This window comes from Microbispora sp. ZYX-F-249 (genome assembly GCF_039649665.1).
Classification (GTDB): domain Bacteria; phylum Actinomycetota; class Actinomycetes; order Streptosporangiales; family Streptosporangiaceae; genus Microbispora; species Microbispora maris.
Genome location: NZ_JBDJAW010000002.1, coordinates 200931 through 222661, shown reverse-complemented (window position 1 = coordinate 222661; position 21731 = coordinate 200931). Strand labels below are relative to the sequence as shown.

18 protein-coding genes are annotated in these 21731 nt (G+C 70.8%); 12 read left to right on the top strand and 6 right to left on the bottom strand.

Annotated features, from left to right (window positions below; genetic code table 11):
- Nucleotides 1-8 precede the first annotated feature (8 nt).
- Nucleotides 9-281: a hypothetical protein gene (locus AAH991_RS03500; protein ID WP_346224258.1), complete on the top strand. Its 273-nt coding sequence runs from the start codon at nt 9-11 to the stop codon at nt 279-281.
- A gap of 29 nt (nt 282-310) precedes the next feature.
- On the opposite strand, the gene AAH991_RS03495 is transcribed toward AAH991_RS03500, so the two are convergent.
- Complete coding sequence (locus AAH991_RS03495; protein WP_346224257.1) at nt 311-1237, bottom strand: ATP-binding cassette domain-containing protein; 927 nt, start codon at nt 1235-1237, stop codon at nt 311-313.
- A gap of 431 nt (nt 1238-1668) precedes the next feature.
- Between AAH991_RS03495 and AAH991_RS03490 the strand changes: the two genes are divergently transcribed.
- The 4 genes from AAH991_RS03490 to AAH991_RS03475 all read left to right on the top strand — a co-directional run bounded on the left by AAH991_RS03490 (nt 1669) and on the right by AAH991_RS03475 (nt 6318).
- Entirely contained in the window at nt 1669-2790 is a 1122-nt protein-coding gene (locus AAH991_RS03490; protein ID WP_346224256.1) for a sugar ABC transporter substrate-binding protein, read from the top strand.
- 208 nt (nt 2791-2998) lie between these two features.
- Nucleotides 2999-3775 (top strand): ATP-binding cassette domain-containing protein, encoded by a 777-nt coding sequence (locus tag AAH991_RS03485; RefSeq protein ID WP_169980220.1) that lies wholly within the window; start codon nt 2999-3001, stop codon nt 3773-3775.
- Nucleotides 3772-5019 carry a sugar ABC transporter permease gene (locus AAH991_RS03480; RefSeq protein ID WP_346224255.1) on the top strand — a complete coding sequence of 416 codons (1248 nt, stop codon included), beginning with the start codon at nt 3772-3774 and terminating at the stop codon, nt 5017-5019. Before AAH991_RS03485 ends, AAH991_RS03480 begins: the two co-directional genes overlap by 4 nt.
- A gap of 93 nt (nt 5020-5112) precedes the next feature.
- A complete protein-coding gene (locus AAH991_RS03475) occupies nt 5113-6318 on the top strand; it encodes an ROK family transcriptional regulator (protein ID WP_346224254.1) in 1206 nt (401 codons plus the stop codon).
- Here the strand turns inward: AAH991_RS03475 and AAH991_RS03470 are convergent.
- Entirely contained in the window at nt 6315-7127 is an 813-nt protein-coding gene (locus tag AAH991_RS03470) for a neutral zinc metallopeptidase (RefSeq protein ID WP_346224253.1), read from the bottom strand. The two genes, AAH991_RS03475 and AAH991_RS03470, sit on opposite strands and share 4 nt — an antisense overlap.
- 238 nt (nt 7128-7365) lie before the next feature.
- On the opposite strand from AAH991_RS03470, the gene dxs reads away from it, so the two are divergent.
- Together dxs and AAH991_RS03460 are read left to right on the top strand one after the other, a co-directional pair.
- Complete coding sequence (gene dxs / locus AAH991_RS03465; RefSeq protein ID WP_346224252.1) at nt 7366-9279, top strand: 1-deoxy-D-xylulose-5-phosphate synthase; 1914 nt, start codon at nt 7366-7368, stop codon at nt 9277-9279.
- 66 nt (nt 9280-9345) lie between these two features.
- On the top strand, nt 9346-10827 hold the full coding sequence (locus AAH991_RS03460) for an amino acid permease (protein ID WP_346224251.1): 1482 nt from the start codon (nt 9346-9348) through the stop codon (nt 10825-10827).
- Here the strand turns inward: AAH991_RS03460 and AAH991_RS03455 are convergent.
- The gene (locus tag AAH991_RS03455) at nt 10793-11413 is read right to left on the bottom strand and encodes a LysE family translocator (RefSeq protein WP_346224250.1); all 621 of its coding nucleotides are present in this window, start codon (nt 11411-11413) and stop codon (nt 10793-10795) included. The two genes, AAH991_RS03460 and AAH991_RS03455, sit on opposite strands and share 35 nt — an antisense overlap.
- A 649-nt stretch (nt 11414-12062) precedes the next feature.
- Between AAH991_RS03455 and AAH991_RS03450 the strand changes: the two genes are divergently transcribed.
- A complete protein-coding gene (locus AAH991_RS03450) occupies nt 12063-14243 on the top strand; it encodes an alpha/beta hydrolase (protein ID WP_346224249.1) in 2181 nt (726 codons plus the stop codon).
- Nucleotides 14244-14346: 103 nt separating this feature from the next.
- On the opposite strand, the gene AAH991_RS03445 is transcribed toward AAH991_RS03450, so the two are convergent.
- The gene (locus AAH991_RS03445; protein ID WP_346224248.1) at nt 14347-14715 is read right to left on the bottom strand and encodes a MerR family transcriptional regulator; all 369 of its coding nucleotides are present in this window, start codon (nt 14713-14715) and stop codon (nt 14347-14349) included.
- A 91-nt stretch (nt 14716-14806) separates the two neighbouring features.
- Between AAH991_RS03445 and AAH991_RS03440 the strand changes: the two genes are divergently transcribed.
- From AAH991_RS03440 to AAH991_RS03425, 4 genes are all read left to right on the top strand, one after another.
- A complete protein-coding gene (locus tag AAH991_RS03440; protein WP_346224247.1) occupies nt 14807-15616 on the top strand; it encodes an oxidoreductase in 810 nt (269 codons plus the stop codon).
- Complete coding sequence (locus AAH991_RS03435) at nt 15553-15765, top strand: hypothetical protein (protein ID WP_346224246.1); 213 nt, start codon at nt 15553-15555, stop codon at nt 15763-15765. Before AAH991_RS03440 ends, AAH991_RS03435 begins: the two co-directional genes overlap by 64 nt.
- Nucleotides 15766-15898: 133 nt before the next feature.
- Nucleotides 15899-17062 (top strand): DUF4241 domain-containing protein, encoded by a 1164-nt coding sequence (locus AAH991_RS03430; protein WP_346224245.1) that lies wholly within the window; start codon nt 15899-15901, stop codon nt 17060-17062.
- 175 nt (nt 17063-17237) lie between these two features.
- The gene (locus AAH991_RS03425; RefSeq protein ID WP_346224244.1) at nt 17238-17876 is read left to right on the top strand and encodes a hypothetical protein; all 639 of its coding nucleotides are present in this window, start codon (nt 17238-17240) and stop codon (nt 17874-17876) included.
- Between the two features lie 428 nt (nt 17877-18304).
- Here the strand turns inward: AAH991_RS03425 and AAH991_RS03420 are convergent, their stop codons facing one another.
- Complete coding sequence (locus tag AAH991_RS03420; protein ID WP_346224243.1) at nt 18305-20410, bottom strand: 3-hydroxyacyl-CoA dehydrogenase NAD-binding domain-containing protein; 2106 nt, start codon at nt 20408-20410, stop codon at nt 18305-18307.
- Entirely contained in the window at nt 20407-21591 is a 1185-nt protein-coding gene (locus AAH991_RS03415) for a thiolase family protein (protein ID WP_346224242.1), read from the bottom strand. Before AAH991_RS03415 ends, AAH991_RS03420 begins: the two co-directional genes overlap by 4 nt.
- Nucleotides 21592-21731: the final 140 nt, after the last annotated feature.

Below are 21731 nucleotides of genomic sequence, written 5' to 3'. Positions count from 1 at the left end.
GGGGAGCGATGATCAGCAGCGTCCTGGGGGTGCTCATCTCGCTCGCCGTTTCGGCGACCGTGATGTTCCTCGTCATCTACTGGGCCGTGCGGCTCGCGGTGCGGCACGAGCGGATCGGGGCGCAGGCCGCTCAGGTGGTTCAGCAGCCCGCATATGGTCCGCCGCAGCCTTACGGTCCTCCTCCCGGTTACGGCACGGCGCAGCCGGGACCGCCCGTCCAGCCCGCGCAGCCCTTCCCGCCGCCGCAGCGGCCTTACGGGCCGCCGGGCCACGGCGGATAACCGTACGGGGGGCGGGCCGCGGAATCGGGTCAGGCGGACGACCCGCGCAGGCGCTCCACCCGGACGCCGCGCAGGAGCAGTTCGGCGGTCGCCGGGGCGGCGACCAGGCAGGCGGCCAGGGCGGCGGCGGCCACGAGGACGACCGGCCCGGGGACGATCGTGTACGCGAGCGCCGGCGTCAGCGGCGGCTCGGCGAACTCGGGCACCTGGGGCAGCGCCACACGAGCGGCCGTCACGCCGGCGAGCACGCCGGTGATGGCCGCCCACGTGAGCGTCACGGCCTGCTCGATCAGCAGGGAGCGCCGCAGCGGGGCGGCGCGGGCCCCCGCCGCCGCCAGTGCGGATAGCTCCAGGATGCGCCGCCGCGAGGCCGCGTACAGCGGCATGACGGCGCGGCCGGGCGCGAGCAGGGCTCCCGTGTCCTGGGCGGCGGCGCCGCCGAGCGGGCCGCCGGCGAGCAGTTCGACGAGTCCGGCGCCGGTGAGGGCGAGCACCACGGCCTCGGGGATCCAGGTGCGGCCCCGGGCACGCGGGGTGCGCCCCCGCTGCTCGACCACGGGACGCGTGATCGCGCTCCACGCCGTCGCGGCGGCGAGCAGCCCGCCCGCGACGGCGGCCGGGCCGTACAGCGCGGTCGGCCCGTCCGGCGCGACGGGCACGTCCGCGCGCAGGTACTCGCCCATATCCGCGCGGTGCTCAGGCCGCGCAGCCGGGCCGAGGCGGTCTCCGGGGTGCGGGCGGCGACGAGGTCGCAGGCCGTAGGACTGGAAGACCAGCGCGGTCCCCCGGCGCAGGTCCGGGCGCTCGGCGAGTGGCACCCCGCCGACCACCACCCGGCCGGCCGTGGGCTTCAGCAGGCCGCCGGGCGTGGTCGGCAGGGTAGTCTTCCCCGAGCCCGAGGGACCGACGAGGGCGACGCGTTCGCCCGGCGCGACGTCCGGCGACAGGGAGCTCACGGCCGCCGGCGCGGCAGCTCGGCGACTGGCAGGACCGGGCGGGATCGGGCACCACCGGTCTCCGCGTCGCCGTCCCCGCCGCCGTACGCGGGCGGGGCATCCCTGCCGATGGTGGGAGCGCGGGGACCACGACGTGTCACGATCGCCTGCCGAGCCTGTCGTGAAGGAACGCCGCCCGATGTTGATCGTGCGTTTCTTCATTGTTACCGCGGACAACAAACGTTACCGTCCTGTGTCTTTCACCACCTGGGCTTTGGGCTTACGTTGTCTCAAACAACATTCCCTGGAGCGGTGAACGCCGTGACCCGGCTCCTGCCGTACCGGGTGGCCGGAGTGTCTTGACCGACAGCATTCGCCCAGACGGCGGGACGAGGCACTGGCTCGGCCGCACCCCCTCATAGACCCCCAGCCAAAGAAAGGACCCACGCATCATGCGCAAGGGGATCCTCAGCATCGGCGCCGCCGCCGCGGCGCTCACCCTCGGTCTCACCGCCTGCGGGGGCGAGAGCGGTGACACCTCGGCGGAGACCAGCAGCGCCCCCTCGGCCGCTGCCGGCGACGCCAAGCCCGGCAAGATCGGCGTCATCCTGCCGGACAGCAAGTCCTCCGCGCGGTGGGAGACCGCCGACCGCAAGTACCTCGAGGAGGCCTTCAAGACGGCGGGCGTTCAGTACGACATCCAGAACGCCCAGGGCGACAAGACGGCGTTCCAGACGATCGCCGACCAGATGATCACCAACGGCGCGACCGTCCTGATGATCGTCAACCTGGACAGCGGCACCGGCAAGGCCGTGCTGGACAAGGCCAAGTCGCAGGGCGTGGCGACGATCGACTACGACCGCCTCACGCTCGGCGGCAGCGCCTCCTACTACGTGTCCTTCGACAACACGGCGGTCGGCAAGCTGCAGGGCGAGGGCCTGGTCAAGTGCCTGACCGACAAGAAGGCCGACAAGCCGATCGTCGCCGAGCTGAACGGCTCGCCGACCGACAACAACGCCACGCTGTTCAAGCAGGGCTACGACGGCGTGCTGCAGCCGAAGTACGACTCCGGTGAGTACAAGAAGGGGCCGGACCAGTCGGTTCCCGACTGGGACAACACCCAGGCCGGCACGATCTTCGAGCAGATGCTGACCCAGGAGCCGAAGATCGCCGGCGTCCTCGCCGCCAACGACGGCCTCGGCAACGCCGCGATCTCCGTGCTGAAGAAGCAGAAGCTGAACGGCAAGGTCCCGGTCACCGGCCAGGACGCCACCGTGCAGGGCCTGCAGAACATCCTCGCTGGCGACCAGTGCATGACGGTCTACAAGGCCATCAAGAAGGAGGCCGACGCGGCCGCGCAGCTCGCGGTCTCGCTGGCCAAGGGCGAGCAGCCGCAGGCGAGCGGCACGGTCAAGGACACCGAGGGCAACCGTGACGTCCCCTCCGTGCTGCTGGAGCCCCAGGCCATCTTCTTCGACAACGTCAAGGACGTCGTGGCCGACGGGTTCGTGAGCAAGGACGAGCTGTGCACCGGCGAGTTCGCCGACAAGTGCACCGAGGCCGGCATCAGCTAAGCCCATCCATCCACCGGGTGCGTACGGCGACGCGGACCCCCTGAGCGGGTGACGTGCTGAGCCGCGACGAGCACCGTGCGGGGCGCCCAGTCCCGGGAAACGACACAGTCCCGGAACGAGACAGGGCGCCCCGCACCGCCCGGAGCGACGAGTGGCGGCCCGGAGAACGGCGCCGTACCGGCCCCATCGATCTACGGAGTAGCCCATCGTGTCCCAGGGACCGATCCTGGAACTGCGCGGCATCAACAAGAGCTTCGGCCCCGTGCAGGTCCTTCACGACGTCGCCTTCTCGGCCTATCCGGGCGAGGTGACAGCACTGGTCGGCGACAACGGCGCCGGCAAGTCGACGCTGGTCAAATGCATCGGCGGCATCCACCCGATCGACTCGGGCGAATACTTCTTCGAGGGCGAGCGGGTCCAGGTGCACGGGCCCAGGGACGCGGCGGCGCTGGGCGTCGAGATCGTCTACCAGGACCTCGCCCTCTGCGACAACCTCGACATCGTGCAGAACATGTTCCTCGGCCGCGAGCGCCGCAGCGGGCTGGTCCTGGACGAGGACACGATGGAGGAGATGGCGGCCAAGACCCTGGCCGGCCTGTCGGTCCGCACCGTCAAGTCGCTGCGCCAGCACGTCTCCAGCCTGTCCGGCGGCCAGCGGCAGACCGTGGCGATCGCCAAGGCCGTGCTGTGGAACAGCAAGGTCGTCATCCTCGACGAGCCGACCGCCGCCCTCGGCGTGGCGCAGACCGCCCAGGTGCTCGAGCTGGTCCGCCGCCTGGCCGACAAGGGCCTCGCGGTGGTGCTCATCTCGCACAACATGAACGACGTCTTCGCCGTGTCCGACCGGATCGCGGCGCTGTACCTGGGACGGATGGCGGCCCAGGTCAAGGCCTCCGAGGTGACCCACTCGCAGGTCGTGGAACTCATCACTTCCGGGCGGAGCGGGGAGCTCGGGCTCAGGAACGGCAACGGAGCGGCATCATGACAACCGAAACGCTCCCCAAGCAGGAGAACGCCGACTCCTCGATCGGCGTGCACGTCAAGGGCTACCTCGAGCGGGTCAAGGGCGGTGAGCTGGGGGCGCTGCCCGCGGTCTTCGGCCTCGTCATCCTCTGCGTGGTCTTCTCGATCCTGCGCCCGGCCTTCCTGTCGGCGGTCAACTTCGCCAACCTGTTCACCCAGGGCGCGGCGGTCGCCGTCATCGCCATGGGCCTGATCTTCGTGCTCCTCCTCGGCGAGATCGACCTGTCCGCCGGTTTCGCGAGCGGCGTCTGCGCCGCGGTGCTCGCCGTGCTGCTGACCCTGCAGGGCTGGCCCTGGTATCTCGCGGTCCTGGCCGCGATGGTCACCGGCGCCGTCATCGGCATGGTCCTCGGCTCCCTGGTGGCCAAGCTCGGCATCCCCTCCTTCGTGGTCACGCTGGCGGCGTTCCTGGCCTTCCAGGGCGTCGTGCTGCTGCTGGTCAAGGACGGCACCAACATCTCGATCCGCGACGAGACGATCCTCGCGATCGCGAACAAGAACGTCCCCCCGATCGCCGGCTGGATCGCGCTGGTGGTGGGCGTCGCCGCGTACGCCGCCCTGCAGTTCGTGCAGGCGCGCCGCCGCGCGTCCCGCGGCCTGGTCGCCACCCCGATGGCGGTCATCGGCGCCCGGATCCTGACGCTGGCCGTGGTCGCCGGGTTCGCGGTGTACGTGCTCAACCTGGAGCGCAGCCGCAACGCGGCGATCGTGTCGCTCAAGGGCGTGCCGATCGTCGTCCCGTTGATCGTGATCCTGCTGATCGTCTGGACCTTCGTGCTGCGGCGGACGTCGTACGGCCGGCACATCTACGCGGTCGGCGGCAACGCCGAGGCCGCCCGCCGGGCCGGCATCAACGTGGACCGCATCCGCATCTCCGCGTTCGTCATCTGCTCCTTCATGGCCTCGATCGGCGGCATCATCGCGGCGTCGCGGGCCAACTCGGTCGACCCCAACACCGGCGGCAGCAACGTGCTGCTGTTCGCGGTCGGCGCGGCCGTCATCGGCGGGACCAGCCTCTTCGGCGGCAAGGGCCGGGCGCTCGACGCGGTGCTCGGCGGCGCGGTGGTCGCGGTCATCGAGAACGGCATGGGCCTCATGGGCTACAGCGCCGGCGTCAAGTTCGTCGTGACCGGATCGGTGCTCCTGCTCGCCGCGGGCGTGGACGCGCTGTCGAGGAAGCGCGCGGCGGCGACCGGCAGAAGATGACGTGATCGGGACCGCTAAGGTGATCTCCGCCCCCTGAGCCCTCTCACGGCACCCCCCTGACCGCCCCCCCACGTAATCCGCGAGGCTGCCCCGATGATGCGCGCCGGTCCCTCACAGGAGGAGATCCGCAAGCACAATCTCGGGACGCTGCTGCGGCACGTCCACCTGGGCGGGCCGACGTCGCGGGCCGAGCTGACCGCGCTGATGGGGCTGAACCGCAGCACCATCATGGCGCTCACGGCGGACCTCACGGCGGCCGGGCTCGTCAGGGAGGAACTTCCCAAGGACACCGGCCGGGCGGGACGGCCGTCGCTGGTCGTCCGCCCGGAGACCGCCCGCGTCTACGTGCTCGCCTTCGAGGTGGGGGTGGACCGGCTGGCCGCCGCGCGCATCGGCCTCGGTGGCGTGATCCTCGACCGCCGGGAGACCGCCCGGGCGCGCCAGCCGTTCGACATGGCGCAGGTCGTGGGGACGCTGGCGGGCTTCGCCCGGCAGATGCGGCGCAAGACGCGCGAGGACACGATCTGCGTCGGCGCGGCCGCGGCGGTCTCCGGCGTGGTCCGGGCCTCCGACGGCGTGGTCAGGATCGGGCCCAACATCGGCGCGTTCGAGGTGCCGCTGGGGGAGGAGCTGACGAAGCGGCTCGCGCTCGGGCTGCCGGTCGCGGTGGGCAACGAGGCCAACCTCGGCGCGCTCGCCGAGCACACCCGCGGGATCGGCGCCGGCTGCCGCGACCTGATCTACCTGCACGCCGACGTGGGCATCGGCGGCGGGATCATCGTGAACGGCCAGCTCCTCGGGGGATACGGCGGGTACGGCGGCGAGGTGGGCCACATGGTGGTCAACCCGGACGGCCGCCCCTGCGCCTGCGGCTCGCGCGGCTGCCTGGAGGCCGAGGTGGGGGAGCCCGCCCTCATGGAGCACGCCGGCCGGTACGGCGAGATCATCGGGCGGGACGCGGTCCGGGCCGTCGTCGACGCCGCGGACCGCGGCGACGTGCGGGCCCAGGAGGCCCTCGCCCGCGTGGGGAACTGGCTCGGGCTCGGCGTGGCCAGCCTGGTGAACATCTTCAACCCCGAGATGGTCGTCTTCGGCGGCATCCTGCGGGAGATCTACCTGGGCTCGGCCGCCCAGGTGCGCAGCCGGATCGCGACCGGCACCCTGCGCGCGACGCGGGAGCAGGTGCGGCTGCGCACTTCGGCCCTGGGCGACGACGCGACCTTGATGGGGGCCGCCGAGCTGGCCTTCGCCCAGGTGCTCGCCGACCCCCTCGAAGCGCTGTCCCGGGTCGCTCCCTAAGCGGTCTTCGACGCGGGGGCGGAGAAGGTGTTGCACACCTTCGGGCCGTTGCCGTACCAGCCGCGCTTGAGCCAGTAGCGGATGTTGTTCGCCTTGCCGTGCCACTTGTCGCCGATGATCCACTTGAGCTGGTCGTCCCAGTCGACCTGGTCACGGCCGAGCGAACGCCAGACGCTGCCGATGAAGGCGCCGGAGAAGCACTCGGCCTGCAGCTCGATGCGGCGGTTGAGGTCGTCGACGCGCTTCTTGCTCAGCCGGGGGTACTGCCGGGCGAACTCGAGCAGGATGCCGGCCCGGTCCTGCGCGTAGTGGCCGTACTCGTGGGCGATGACCGTGAAGAGGTTGAACTCGTTGGGGTCGGACAGCTGTCCCTTGGACAGCAGGATCCACATCGTGCCGTTCCTGGGGCAGTACAGGCCCGCCGCGTAGCCGGCCGGGTACTTGCCGCAGCCCGTGGCGACGCTCTTTGTGATGTAACGCACCTTGGGCGGGGAGAACTTCAGCCCGGCCTGCCGGAACTCCTCGGTCCAGGTCCGGTTGAGGCAGTCGAGCAGGTTGTCCAGATAGACCCGGTAGGTGTCGATGTCGCCGGGCCTGCGGCTCAACTCGCTGCACGCGAAGAACTCGAACTCGCCGGTGGTGTAGAGGGGGTTCCTCGTCAGCGCCTTCGGACCCGTGGGCAGGGGCCGCGCCGCCGATGTGGCCGATGCCGCCGTCGCGCCGGAGGCGCCCGCCGTACCGGTGAGGGACAGGACTCCGGCCACCGCCGTGGCCGCGACGGCCACCGGGCGGAGGCTTATGCGAATCATGAGTGGGCATCCCAAGCGGACAGAGAGACAGTCAGGAATGTGGCGAGGAGCCCGAAGGCGCATTAATACGGACTTTCCCCACGTGGATCATGAGGGTAGGGCAGGAGGCGGCAACGGGTAAAGCGGAATCGATGTCGTAACGGGAAAGGTCTTGTGGAGGTTCGGTGCCTCCCCTGATACCTCCAGGCCTGCCTAGAACTAGACTCGATCCGTTCGATGGCGAGCGGAAGGATGCGCGGTGGGGATTCTGGAGACGATCAAGGACCCGCTCGACGTGAAGCGCCTTGAGGCGGGAGAGCTGCCCGCGCTGGCGGCGGAGATCCGCGATCTGCTGGTTTCCTCCGTCGCGAAGACCGGCGGTCACCTCGGCCCCAACCTGGGCGTCGTCGAGCTGACCATCGCCCTCCACAGGGTCTTCGACTCGCCGCGCGACCCGATCCTGTTCGACACCGGCCACCAGGCGTACGTGCACAAGATGCTGACCGGGCGGGCCGGGCAGTTCGGCACGCTGCGCCAGGAGGGCGGCCTGTCGGGCTATCCCAGCCAGGCCGAGTCCGAGCACGACGTGATCGAGAACTCGCACGCCTCCACCGCCCTGTCGTACGCCGACGGGCTGGCCAAGGCCATCACGCTGCGCGGGGAGACCGGCCGCACGGTGGTGGCGGTGATCGGCGACGGCGCGCTGACCGGCGGCATGGCCTGGGAGGCGCTGAACAACATCGCCGGGCGCAAGGACCTGCCGCTGATCATCGTGGTCAACGACAACGGCCGCTCCTACTCGCCGACGATCGGCGGTCTGGCCTCCCATCTGTCGTCCCTGCGGATGACCCAGGGCTACGAGCACGTGCTCGAACTGGTGAAGAACAACCTCGCCAGGGTGCCGGTCGTCGGCACGCCGCTCTACGACACGCTGCACGGCATCAAGAAGGGCCTGAAGGACATCCTGACCCCGCAGGCCATGTTCGAGGACCTCGGGCTGAAGTACGTCGGCCCGATCGACGGGCACGACGAGGGGGCCGTGGAGGCCGCCCTGCGCCGCGCCCGGGCCTTCCGCGGGCCCGTCATCGTCCACGTGCTCACTCGCAAGGGCAACGGCTACACCCACGCGGAGAACCACGACGAGGACTGCTTCCACGGCCCCGGCCCGTTCGACCCGCTGACGGGCGAGGAGCGGCCCAAGCCGCACAGCTGGACCAACGTGTTCAGCGAGGAGATCGTGAAGATCGGCCGCGACCGGGACGACGTCGTCGCGATCACCGCCGCGATGCTCCACCCGGTCGGCCTGGCCGCCTTCGCCGAGGCCTACCCGGACCGCATCCACGACGTGGGCATCGCCGAGCAGCACGCCCTGACCAGCGCCGCGGGGCTCGCCCTCGGCGGAGTCCACCCGGTCGTGGCCCTCTACGCCACGTTCCTCAACCGGGCCTTCGACCAGCTCCTGATGGACGTCGCGCTGCACCGCCTGCCGGTCACCGTCGTGCTCGACCGCTCGGGCGTGACGGGAGACGACGGTCCCAGCCACAACGGCATGTGGGACCTGTCGATCCTGCAGGTGATCCCCGGGCTGTCGATCGCCGTCCCGCGCGACGGCGCGCGGCTGCGCGAGCTGCTGGCCGAGGCGGTCCGCATCGACGACGGCCCGTCGGTGGTCCGCTATCCCAAGGGCGCCCTGCCGCAGGACGTGGAGGCCGTCGGCAAGCTCGGCGAGATGGACGTCCTGCGCGCCGGCGACGCCGACGTGCTGCTGGTCGCGGTCGGCCCGATGGCCGAGATCTGCCTGGAGGCCGCGGGCCTCCTCGACGCCCAGGGCATCTCGGCCACCGTGGTGGACCCCCGCTGGGTGAAGCCGCTGGACCGGGCCCTGGTGCTGGCCGCGGCGGCGCACAAGCTGGTCGTCGTGGTGGAGGACAACGGCCGGGTCGGCGGCGTGGGCGACGCCGTGGCGCGCCTGCTCCGCGACGCCGACGTGGACGTGCCGGTGCGCACCTACGGCATCCCGCAGCGCTTCCTCGACCACGCCAAGCGGGCCAAGATCCTCTCCGAGATCGGCCTGACCGGGCAGGACCTCGCCCGTCAGATCACCGAGGCCGTGGCACGCCGGTCGCCGGTGATGGAGAGCCACCCGGCGCGGCTGGTGCAGCCCACCGATTGACAACCAGGAGTAATACCGGTGTGACCGGGAAGTCTGCAGGTCGTCGACACGATGAGGAGCCTGCGGATGAGCGTGTTCCGGACGAAGCCGGTGGAACAGTCGATCGAGGATGCCGAGGGCGGCGAGCATCGGCTCAGGCGCAGCCTGAGCGCTCTCGATCTGACCGTCTTCGGCGTCGGTGTCATCGTGGGCACCGGGATCTTCGTGCTCACCGGCGTGGCGGCGCGCAACACGGCCGGCCCGGCCGTCGCGATCTCCTTCGTGGTCGCCGGGGTCGTGTGCGCGCTCGCGGCCCTGTGTTACGCCGAGTTCGCCGCCACGGTGCCGGTGGCCGGCTCGGCCTACACCTACGCGTACGCCACGATCGGTGAGTTCCCCGCCTGGATCATCGGCTGGGACCTGATGCTGGAGCTCGCCCTTGGCGCGGCGGTGGTCGCCTCGGGCTGGTCGGGCTACTTCGCGTCGCTGCTGAAGAACTTCGGCGTCTACCTGCCGCCGTCCATCGCCGGAGACGAGGCCGTCTTCAACATCCCGGCGGCGCTGATCGTGATCCTGCTGACCGGGGTGCTGGTGGCCGGGATCAAGATGTCGGCCCGGTTCAACGGCGCCATGGTGGCGGTCAAGCTGGCCGTCGTGCTCCTCGTGATCATCGCAGGGCTGTTCTTCGTCAAGGGGGCCAACTACCGGCCGTTCATCCCGCCGGCCCAGGCGATGCCCGCGACCGAGGGCATGAAGGCGCCGCTCATCCAGGTGCTGTTCGGCGTGCAGCCGGTCGCGTACGGCGTGTTCGGCGTCTTCACGGCCGCCGCCCTGGTCTTCTTCGCCTACATCGGGTTCGACGTCGTGGCGACCGCGGCCGAGGAGACCCGCCGCCCCCAGCGCGACCTGCCGATCGGGATCATCGCCTCGCTCGTCGTCTGCACGATCCTCTACGTGGCGGTCTCCCTCGTGGTCGTCGGCATGCAGCACTACTCCGAGCTCAGCGCGTCGGCCCCGCTCGCCGACGCGTTCCGGGCGGTGGGCCAGCCCTGGATGGCGACGGTGATCAGCATCGGGGCCATCGCCGGGCTCACCACGGTCGTGATGATCCTCATGCTCGGGCAGAGCCGGGTGCTGTTCGCGATGTGCCGCGACAACCTGCTGCCCCGCTCCCTCGCCCGGGTCCACCCGACGTTCCGCACGCCGTACCGGATCACGATCATCATCGGCGCGGTCACCGCTCTGCTCGCGGCGCTGATCCCGCTGAGCGCCATCGCGGAACTGGTGAACATCGGCACGCTGTTCGCGTTCGTGATCGTCGCGGTGGCGGTGGTGATCCTGCGCAGGACCCGCCCCGACCTGCCCCGCTCCTTCCGCACCCCGCTGGTGCCGCTGGTGCCGATCCTGTCGGTGCTGGCGTCCGCCTACCTGATGCTCAACCTGCCGGTGGAGACCTGGATCCGGTTCTTCGTCTGGATGGCCATCGGCGCGGCCGTCTACTTCCTGTACGGCCACCGCCGCAGCAGGGTGGCGACTACAGCCCCCGGGGAAGCAGTCCTCGGACGGTGAGCACGGCGCCGACGGCGGCCAGCAGCACGCCGCTCGCGCCCAGCAGCAGGCGGTAGCCGCGGGCGGTCAGCCGGTGCCGGCCGGCCCCCACGGCCCCCGCGAGCACCACCTTGGAACCCACCAGGACCAGGTAGAAGCCGCCCACGAAGGCCAGGGCGTACGCGGGGGCGTGGTCCCACGCCGAGACGAAGATCGGGGAGCCCACGGCGATCCAGAACAGCCAGGGGTGCGGGTTGAGCAGGTTCACCACGACACCGCGCAGGACCTCCCCGGCCGAGGAGGGCGCCGCCTCGCCCGGCCGGGGCGGCAGGGCCGTACGGGCCTCGCGCAGCGTCCCCACGCCCAGGTACACGACGTAGAGCCCGCCCCCGACGGCCAGGACGCGCAGGAGCACCTGCGGCAGCGCCCCGACGGCCGTCACGGCGAGCAGCACCACGGGGAGGTCGGACAGCAGCGGCACGCAGGCCAGGCGCACCCCCGCGCGGAACCCGCCGCGCAGGCTCGCCGTGATGACGAGCGTCAGCAGCGCCCCGGGTGTGACACCCGCACCCAGGCCGAGGCTGAGCCCCATCAACAGTTCCGTCACGCCCGTAACCTCCCGTTTCGTCCGGACGAGAGGCTATCGGCCCGCGGCGACCGCCTCGTAGACGGCGACCTCGATCAGGGAAAGACGGTCCGGGCGGAGCCCGGCTCGCGGTCGTCTCCGAGTGCCGGAGAACAGCGTCTCCGAATGATTCGCCGATGCGGCGATGACACCGAGGCCAGTAGCGCACCGGCACCGGTTACGCCGTAAAAATTACGGGTTGCGTTTCCGGTGGAGACAATTTCTATCGCCGGACGTGACACTCGCCGACCGCGGGCCACCCCATCTGCCGGCGGTCGCCGGACTTATGCGAGACCACCCTCACGTCCGCGAACCCGTGCCATGTCCGCCGCGCTCATGAGGGCCGTCATCCTCGGACCGGTGCCGGCGTGACGGCCCTGTCCTGGCCGTTCTGCGCCATCCGCGGCGTTCTCCCATGGCGTACGTCCGGCGAGTCGCGGGCGGGCTTGTGCTTCCAAAGCGTATCAATTAACTTGACTTGGTGAAAACGCGACTGATAACGCTTGCGATGAAAAGAGGGCGAATGTCCCCGTGACAACGGAGGTCCAGGCGCGGAATTCGTGGCACATTCACCGATAAGTCGGGCCGGTTGGTCGGAGCGACCACTGCCGGCCATCAGGGGAGTTTCGGTATGACGTTATTCCAGCACGGCGGCCTGCGCCCCAAGGGCGTGCGCCGGCTCTCGGCGGTGATCACCGCCGGAGTCATGGCGGTCGCGGCAGTCCTGGCCGCGCCGCGACCAGCGGTGGCGGACACCCCATGGCTGAGTGTTTCGGACGACGGCTACGTGGCGATCAGCATCCCGGCCGCGTACATCGAGGCCAACGCGGGCCCGGTGTCGCAGCTGGCCGTCGAGGGGAACTTCGGCCCCTCCTTCGCCTGGGCGGAGTACGGCCTGACCCGCAGGGGCGACATCTGGTGGGGGGCCCTCGGCCCGCTCAAGCCGGGGCTGTACTCCTACCAGGTCACGGGTGACGACACCAAGGTTCTCAAGGACCCGACGAACTCCACCGCCGTGGCGTCCAAGCCCCTGTGGAGCACGTTCCTCGTCCGGGGCGACTCGGCGCGCCTGCTGGCGGACGCGCCGCAGGGGCAGGGCGGCAAGGTCGAGACCCTGACCTACCGGGTCAAAAAGGAGGAGCGGTCGGCTCTGGTCTGGACCCCGCCGGGGTACGCGGCCAAGGGCGGCAAGCCGTATCCGGTGCTGTTCCTGCGCTCCGGCGACGGGCGGAGCGCCACCGACTGGCTCGATCTCGGCCGGGCCAGGCAGATCCTCGACAACCTGTCGGTCCAGGGCTCCATGGAGCCGATGGTGGTCGTGATCAGCGATGGTCGCGGACCGGACGACGGCAAGGAGCTCAAGGACCTCCGCAAGGCGGTCGCGGACGACTACCGCGTCCTCCGCGATCCGGCGCACCAGGCGATCGCCGGTGTGGCCGAGGGCGGGTCGCAGGCGCTGCGTGCCGCGCTGACTCACCCGAACGAATTCGGTTATGTGGGCTCGTTCTCGGGCCTGCTGACGGACGGCGCCGGCCGGCCGGACGCCAGGGCGATCAATCACGGCCTCAAGCTGCTGCGCCTGTACACCGGCAACGTGACCGATCCCGCGTACAACGCGACCGTCCGCCTGACGAAGGCGCTGGACCGCAGCGGTGTCAGGTACGAGTTCGACGGGGTCAATCCCGACGGCGGGGCGAACTGGAACGCCTGGCAGGAGAACCTGATCGACTTCGTGCCCCGGCTGTTCCGGAACGTGCCCGGCCACGGTCCGAGCGCAGGTCACGGGCGCTTGAAGGGCGAGTTCCACCCGCCACGGCCCGGCACGACCCCGACGCCGTTCGTGTCCGAGGACGGCTTCGTCACCTTCGAGACCACGACGGACTTCACGGACGCCGAGCACGTCACGGTGTGGGCGAACGACGCTCCCGGCGGGAGCTGGCTGCGCGTCCCGATGTCCCGCGACGGAGACCGGTGGCGGGTGACCATCGGTCCGCTGGAGCCGTGGTTCTACTACTACCAGTGGATCGTGGACCGGGTCTCGGTCAAGGACACGTCGAACCCGACGAAGGTGACCTCCGAGCCCAACTGGAGCACCTTCTTCATCCCGGGGGAGCGGGCACGCCTGCTCTCGGACGTTCCCGCCGGCCGAGGTGGCAAGGTCGAGAGCCTGACGTACGCGAGCACGGTGGCGAACCAGGACCGGACCGCGCTGGTGTGGACCCCGCCCGGGTACGACGCCAAGCGCGCGGAGCCGTATCCCGTCCTCTATCTCCAGCACGGCAGCGGCCAGAGCTACACGGACTGGGTCGAGATGGGCCGCGCCAAGCAGATCCTCGATCACCAGTTCCTCGACGGGAAGCTCGTGCCGATGGTGGTCGTGATGGGCAACGGCAACGTGCCCGACTTCACCAAGGAGCTGCTGGACAACATCGTCCCGGCGGCCCGCGCCCGCTTCAACATCTCCGGCGACCCGTCGCGGCAGGCCCTCGCCGGCCTCTCGATGGGCGGGGTGCAGACGCTCAACGTGCTCAAGGCGTACCCGGGCCGGTTCGCCTACGTCGCGGCGTTCTCGGCCTGGTTCGGCGACGGCGCCGGCGTCGACGTGGCGGCGATCAACAACGGGACGAAGATGCTGCGCCTGTACGTCGGCGACCAGACCGACTTCGTGCAGCCGTTCTTCATGGGAACACTGACCACGCTGAACGATCTCGGCATCCGCTACGAGTTCGACGGGGTCACCCCGGGGCCGCACGGCTGGGACGTGTGGCAGAAGAACCTCATCGACCTGGCGCCGCGTCTGTTCAGGCGCTGACCCGAGGCCTTCGCGGCGGCCCTCCCGTGCGTGCGCGGGAGGGCCGTGGCGTTCTGCCGCGCGGGTCGCGATCGGCGGCGCGCCCGTCGCCGTCATGCCCCGGTCAGCCGGGCGTCAGGTGGGTGCGGTGCGCTCTGTTGGCGTCGATGAGCAGGTCGAGGGCGTCGCGGGCCTGGGCGAGCTCGTCGATGTGCCGGCTGATCCGGTCCCGTTCCCGGACCAGCCGCTCGAACGCCTCGTCGGAGTTCCGCTCGCTCGGGGAGTCGACGCACGGCAGGACCTCGGCGATCGTCCGGCTCGACAGCCCCGCGCCGTACAGGCGCTGGATGAACCGCACCCGCTCGACCTCGTCCTCGGTGTAGTGGCGCTGGCCGCTGGGACTGCGCGTGCTGGTGAGCAGGCCCTGCTCCTCGTAGTAGCGCAGGGACCGGACGCTCACGCCCGCCTGTGCCGCCAACTCACCGATCCGCATCGGGCCTCCTGCCGGAAATCTCGGCTCGAACGCTTGCATCTGACGTCAATGTCAGGTCCGCGCGGCCGCGGGCGGCCTGGCCACACCGTCGATGGCGGCCTACTACGCCCAGCGCGCCACCGCCGGGCTCATCGTGACCGAAGGAGTGCAGCCGAGCCTCGTGGGGCAGTCCAACCCGGGCACTCCGGGGCTGTACACCGACGAGCAGGTCGCCTCCTGGCGGCCGGTCACCGACGCGGTCCACGCCAACGGCGGCCGCGTCTTCGCCCAGATCATGCACGGGGGCCGTGTCTCCCACCCCGACACCACGGGGATGCGGCCGGTGGGCCCCTCGGCCGTCCCCGCTCCCGGCGAGGTGTTCACCCCGTCGGGGCCTAGGCCCGCGCCCGTGCCGAGGGCGCTGGAGACCGCCGAGGTGCCCGAGCACGCCAGGTCCTACGCGCAGGCCGCGCTCAGGGCCGTCGACGCCGGCTTCGACGGCGTGGAACTGCACGGCGCGAACGGCTACCTCATCGCCCAGTTCCTGTCGAGCACCGCCAACCTGCGCACCGACGCGTACGGCGGATCGATCGCGGGCCGGATCCGTTTCGCGGTGGAGGCGGTGTCGGCGACCGCGGAGGCAGTGGGGGGCGACCGTACGGGCATCCGGCTCTCGCCCGGCGCGGGCTTCTGGGGCGCCGAGGACGGAGACGTCCCCGAGCTGTACGGCGCGCTGCTCGCCGAGCTGGCCCCCTGGACCTGGCGTACGTCCACCTCGAGGCCACCACCGACGAGGACGTGCTCGTCGAACTGCGCAAGGCCTGGCCCGGCACGCTCATCGTCAACCCGGTCTTCCCGATGGGCCCCCGGAGGGCGGACAAGGCGGCGGCCGATCACTGGCTGGGGCTCGGCGCCGACCTGATCAGCTTCGGCCGCGCGTTCATCGCCAACCCCGACCTCGTGGAGCGGCTGCGCCAGGGGCTCCCCATCGCGCCGGACGACGAGTCCACCTGGTACCAGGGCGGTGACGCCGGTTACCTCACCTACCCCGCCTACCGGCACGCGGCCTGACCGCGTCGTCACGGGCAGCCGGAGCAGAAGTGTCGGCACCGGCCGCTAAGGTCTGGGCGAATCCACGGGAAGGCGGGGTCGGCGGGTGTTCGTGAACGAGTTGGACATCACGTACTGCGAGGGATGGGATCCCGTGAGGAAGGCCGCGGCCGGCCACCTTTCCGAGCAGGTCGCCGCCGAACGGGACGGGCGTGGCGAGCAGTACGCCGTTCTCGTGTCCGCCGGCCGCCCGTGGATGATGCTGGAGGTCGCCTGGGGACACGGTCACTGGGCCGTCTGGCTGTTTGACGAACAAGGCCGGCGGACCGTCAAGTACGACCATCGCGTTCTGGCCGACGACCAGATCTTCCTGCGCCACACGTGCGAGTGGCGCTACGACTCGGCCGAGCAGGCCGAGTTCGACGCGCGGGCCTGGACCAGGAGTCGCACGTTCGATCCCGACGGCCGCTGCCGGGAGATTCTCGAGCCCAAGGGAGACAGGGGCGGTTCGAGGCACACGTGGCCGAAGGCCGACCCCGGCCGGTTGTGGTTCCCGATGCCCGTGTTCGGCGAGTGGGCGTTCGCACACCGGTACCTCTCCGGTCTCTCTCCGGATGCCGCTGTGCGCGTCACCGGCGCTCCGGACGCGCCGGAGCGGGTGACATCCCCATGGCGTCCTCCCGCGCCGATGCGTCCCAGATGGCTCGATCGGATGTTCCGGCAGGGGGAGCGCTTCGCCCTCCCCCGGATGGGCGAGGTCGTCATGGACGTCCAACCGGGCCCATCCCTGGTGATGCCCACCGGCAGGTTGGTCGCGGCCGATCCGGGGTGCGTCGAGGACGACACCGAGGCGTTCACCGCCGCGGTTCCCCCGGGCACGTACGAGGTCAGCCTGGCCGTCGCGGCCTTCGTGGACGACCCCGAGCACCGGCGCGTGGCCGGCGTCAAGGTGGTCATCGCCGACCGGCAACCGGTGACCTGGGAACTCGCGCTGGAGCCGGGCCAGGATCCGAGACTGCTCGGCGATGGGGAGTTCTACGGCTTCGGCGTGGACACCGGCATGGGGTGCCTGTTCGACGCCTCGGCGGCCCGGGCACTGGCCGCCGCCGGCGAGGACGACGACGAGTTCGATCGGATCTGCGACCTGGTTCACGAGCACGTGTGGGCCGGGATCGACGTCGGACCGGGCGCCAACTGCGTCGCGTTCCTGAGCGGCTGGGGTGACGGCGCCTATCCGGTCTGGGCGGGCCGCGACGCGGACGGCGACGTCGTCTGCTTCGTCGCCGACATGATCATCCTGAACGACGCAGCCGTCTGATCCAGCGGTCAGCGATCTCCATCCCGGAGCGCCCGGCGGACCCGGCCGGTGGAACCTGTCTGCCGGCCGCGGTGCTGACCGCGCCGTGCCCCGCGCTCAGCTGAGGGGCACAGTCAGGGCGCACGATCAGGGATCTGGACGTGTCTGTAGAGGACGACGGGAAAGCGAGGGATCTTTGACCGGTTACCTCATGGAGTTGGAAGCTCTCATCGGGCCTCCTGCCAAGGCTGCACCACCCGTGGATTGGCCACGAGTGGAGCGCGATACAGGTCTCACATTTCCGCGGGACTACAGGGAACTCACCGCCCGCTATGCGCAACTGACTCTGGGCGAATACCTCATCATCGACCATCCCGGTGTCTTTCCCGAACGCTCCGAGAGGCGAGCGGCCATCGACGGACTTGGCTCGATCCGCCCTGATCGGACGTTGGAGTACGTCTATCTCCTGGATGACGAGGGGGAGACGAGGGTGCCGCCATTTCCGTTCTTTCCCGAGGAAGGCGGACTCTACCCGTGGGGATCCACGGTAGACGGGCAGACGCTCTGCTGGCTGACATCCGCGGACCCGGATCATTGGACGATCATGGTCGCGGAATACGGGCGGTACTGGCACTTCCGGGGGTCACTGCTGGAATTCCTCGTGGGAATCCTCTCGCAGTCGATCCGTTGCCCGCTTCTCTCGTCCAACTGGACGGAGAATCGCACGGTCGAGGAATCCACTCGCGCTGATGTCGACGCTGCCCATGCCATTTCCGAGGCCCGAAGCCGTGAACGCAGGGAGCGGAAGGAACGCCTTCGCCGGCAGGGTCACTGATCACGGCTGCGCTCCGGACGGCTGTTCCGCTGAGTGGCGAGATCGCCGAGGGCGGACCCGAGTGCCGGGTCGGGGCGGGCTGCCCGTTGTAGGGTTCCCCGCTCCACGGAGTGGTCTCCAGACTTGCCCTCCGCACGGGGGCCGCCGGCGAGCCCGCTCACAGAGCCTACGGAGAAGGAGCGACATCTTTCCGGTCCGGCAGGCTCTCGGGCTCAGGCATGCCGGCACCGGATGCGGCTGCCGTAGGACCGGGCCGCCGCGCCGGTAGGGCGCGGCGGCCCGGGGTCCGGGGGCCCTGTGGTGCGGGGCCCCGGTGTTCCGCGGCCCTGTGGTGAAGGGCCCGGCGGGTCCGCGGTCTCGTGGTACGCGGGTCCGTGGCGGAAGGCTCGGCCGGGCCGCCCGGCGGGGCGGCCCGGTTCGGGGGCGGTTCAGGCCGGTACGGACGCCACGCCGGGCTCCAGGAACCGGGAGCCGGTGACCTCCTCGGAGATGCCCGTACGGTCCAGGTACGGCGTGATGCCGCCGGTGTGGAACGGCCAGCCCGCGCCGAGGATCATGCACAGGTCGATGTCCTGCGGCGCGGAGACCACGCCCTCGTCGAGCATGAGCCTGATCTCCTGGGCGAGGGCCCGCAGCGCGCGCAGCCGCACCTCGTCCGCGGTCGAGGGGGACGAGCCGCCCTCGAACAGCGCCCGCACCTCCGGGTCGATCCGGAAGTCCGCGCCGTACAGGCCCGGCTTGCCCGCGGCGACCAGCTTGGCGAGGTTCTCCGACACGCCGAACCGGTCGGGGAACGCCGCGTGCATGGTCTCGGCCACGTGCAGCGCGACGGCCGGGCCGACGAGCTGGAGCAGCGCGAACGGCGTCATCGGCAGGCCGAGGGCGTCCAGCGCGTGGTCGGCGACCTCCAGCGGGGTGCCCTCGTCGGCGGCGGCCGTGACCTCGCCCATGAAGCGCGTCAGCAGCCGGTTGACGACGAACGCGGGCGCGTCCTTGACCAGCACGGACGACTTCTTCAGCGTCTTGCCGACCGCGAACGCCGTGGCCAGCGTGGCGTCGTCGGTGGCCGCGCCCCGGACGATCTCCAGGAGCGGCAGCACCGCGACCGGGTTGAAGAAGTGGAAGCCCACGACCCGCTCCGGATGCCGCAGGCCGGAGGCCATGTCCGTGATCGACAGCGAGGAGGTGTTGGTGGCGAGCACGCAGGTGTCGGAGACGACCTCCTCGACCTCGGCGAACACCTTCTGCTTCACGCCGAGGTCCTCGAACACCGCCTCGATCACGAAGTCGGCGTCGGCGAAGGCGTCCTTCGTCAGCGACCCGCGCACCAGGCTCTTCAGCCGGTTGGCCTGGTCGGCGGAGATCCGGCCCTTGCCGAGCAGCTTGTCGACCTCGGCGTGGACGTAGCCGACGCCCTTGTCGAGCCGGGCCTGGTCGAGGTCGGTCAGCACGACCGGGACCTCGAGGCGGCGGGCGAACAGCAGCGCGAGCTGCGAGGCCATCAGCCCGGCCCCCACCACGCCGACCTTGGTGACCGGACGGGCCAGCGACCTGTCCGGCGCGCCGGCCGGCCGCTTGGCCCTGCGCTGCACCAGGTCGAAGGCGTACAGCCCGGACCGCAGCTCGTCGCTCATGAGCAGGTCGGCCAGCGCCTCGTCCTCGGCGGCGAAGCCCTCGTCGCGGGACGCCGTACGGGCCAGGGCCACGAGGTCGAGCGCCCGGTACGGCGCGGGGGAGGCTCCCCGCAGCTTGAGGTCGACGAGGGTGCGGGCCTGGTCGATCACCGGTGCCCAGTCCCCGGCGGCGTGGTCGGCCCGCTCGACGGTCACCTCGCCGCGCAGCACCTGGGCGGCCCACCGCAGCGACTCCTCGACGAAGTCGGCGGGCTCGAACATCGCGTCGGCGATCCCGAGGGCGAACGCGTCCCGCCCCTTGATCATGCGGTTCTGCGACAGCGGGTTCTCGATGATCAGCTTGAGCGCCTTCTCCGGGCCGATCAGGCGGGGGAGGAGCTGGGTGCCGCCCCATCCGGGCACCAGGCCGAGGAAGCACTCCGGCAGCGCGATGGCCGGGACGCCGGACGACACGGTGCGGTAGGTGCAGTGGAGGGCGATCTCCAGGCCGCCGCCCATCGCCGCGCCGTTGACGAACGCGAACGACGGCACGTCCAGCTCGCCCAGGCGGCGGAAGACGTGGTGCCCGAGCCGCCCGATGGCCAGCGCCTCCTCCCGGGAGGAGACCGCCGCCGCGCCCTTGAGGTCGGCCCCGACCGCGAAGATGAACGGCTTGCCGACGACGCCCACGGCCGCCAGATCGGACCGCGCGGCGATCGCGTCGAGCGCGTCGTTCAGCGCGAGCAGCCCGTGCGGGCCGAAGGTGCTGGGCTTGGTGTGGTCGAGGCCGTTGTCGAGCGTGATCAGCGCCATCGTGCCCGCGCCGTACGGCAGCTCGACGTCGCGCACGAGGGCCTTGGTGACGACCTCGTCGGCGTTCTTGCCCTCCAGGAGGGCCTTGCAGGTCTCGATCGTGCTCATGCCAGGTTCTCCCAGATGACCGTGCCGCCCATGCCCATGCCGACGCACATCGTGGTGATCCCGTACCGGACGTCGGGACGCTCGGCGAACTCGCGCGAGAGCTGAGTCATCAGCCGCACGCCCGACGACGCGAGCGGGTGGCCGAACGCGATCGCGCCGCCGTACGGGTTGACGCGCGGGTCGTCGTCGGCGATGCCGAAGTGCTCCAGGAACGCCAGCACCTGGACGGCGAACGCCTCGTTGATCTCGAGCAGGCCGATGTCGTCGATGGACAGCCCGGCCAGGCGCAGCGCGCGCTCGGTCGAGGGGATCGGCCCGATGCCCATCACCTCGGGGTCCACGCCGGCGAAGGCGTAGGACACCAGCCGCATGCGCGGGGTCAGGCCCAGCTCCCGCGCGACGTCCTCGGCGGCCACGATGCAGCCGGTCGCGCCGTCGTTGATGCCGGAGGCGTTGCCGGCCGTGACCCGCCCGTGCGCCCGGAACGGCGTCTTGAGGGAGCGCAGGCCCTCCAGCGTGGTGCCGGGGCGCGGCGCCTCGTCCGCCGTGGCCAGGCCCCAGCCCTCGGCGGCCTTGCGGGCGGCCACCGGCACCAGGTCGCGCTGGATCTTGCCGTCGGCGTACGCCTTGGCGACCTTCTCCTGGGAGGCGACGGCGAACGCGTCGGCGCGCTCCTTGGTGATGGACGGGTAGCGGTCGTGCAGGTTCTCCGCGGTCATGCCCATGATCAGCGCCGAGCCGTCGACGAGCTGCTCGGACAGGAACCGGGGGTTGGGGTCGACCCCCTCACCCATGGGGTGGCGGCCCATGTGCTCGACGCCGCCGGCGATGGCCACGTCGTACGCGCCGAAGGAGATGCCGCCCGCCACCGTGGTCACGGCGGTCATCGCGCCGGCGCACATGCGGTCGATGGCGTAGCCGGGAACCGACTTCGGCAGGCCGGCGAGCACCGCCGCGGACCTGCCGATGGTCAGGCCCTGGTCGCCGATCTGTGTGGTGGCCGCGATGGCCACCTCGTCCACCCGCTCCGGGGGGAGGCCGGGGTTGCGCCGCATCAGCTCGCGGATGACGCGGACTACCAGGTCGTCGGCACGCGTCTCGGCGTACAGGCCCTTCGGGCCCGACTTGCCGAAAGGCGTCCGAACGCCGTCGACGAAGACGACTTCACGGGACGCAGGCACGGGTTCGCTCCTACTGGTCGGTAGCTTCCGGAGCCTATGCTACTGGTCGGTAACCGGTCGCGGGATCGGTGGGGCCATCGAGGCCTGTGAATGATCGTTAACCGACGGGAAACCAGCCGGAATCAGTACATGTCGCCGGT

Coding starts and splice junctions, on each gene's coding strand:
- AAH991_RS03450 (WP_346224249.1), top strand. CDS start 12,063: ATGACGTTATTCCAGCACGGCGGCCTGCGCCCCAAGGGCGTGCGCCGG.
- AAH991_RS03435 (WP_346224246.1), top strand. CDS start 15,553: ATGGGCCCCCGGAGGGCGGACAAGGCGGCGGCCGATCACTGGCTGGGG.
- AAH991_RS03460 (WP_346224251.1), top strand. CDS start 9,346: ATGAGCGTGTTCCGGACGAAGCCGGTGGAACAGTCGATCGAGGATGCC.
- AAH991_RS03470 (WP_346224253.1), bottom strand. CDS start 7,127: ATGATTCGCATAAGCCTCCGCCCGGTGGCCGTCGCGGCCACGGCGGTG.
- AAH991_RS03475 (WP_346224254.1), top strand. CDS start 5,113: ATGATGCGCGCCGGTCCCTCACAGGAGGAGATCCGCAAGCACAATCTC.
- AAH991_RS03445 (WP_346224248.1), bottom strand. CDS start 14,715: ATGCGGATCGGTGAGTTGGCGGCACAGGCGGGCGTGAGCGTCCGGTCC.
- AAH991_RS03500 (WP_346224258.1), top strand. CDS start 9: ATGATCAGCAGCGTCCTGGGGGTGCTCATCTCGCTCGCCGTTTCGGCG.
- AAH991_RS03420 (WP_346224243.1), bottom strand. CDS start 20,410: ATGAGCACGATCGAGACCTGCAAGGCCCTCCTGGAGGGCAAGAACGCC.
- AAH991_RS03440 (WP_346224247.1), top strand. CDS start 14,807: ATGGCGGCCTACTACGCCCAGCGCGCCACCGCCGGGCTCATCGTGACC.
- AAH991_RS03490 (WP_346224256.1), top strand. CDS start 1,669: ATGCGCAAGGGGATCCTCAGCATCGGCGCCGCCGCCGCGGCGCTCACC.
- AAH991_RS03480 (WP_346224255.1), top strand. CDS start 3,772: ATGACAACCGAAACGCTCCCCAAGCAGGAGAACGCCGACTCCTCGATC.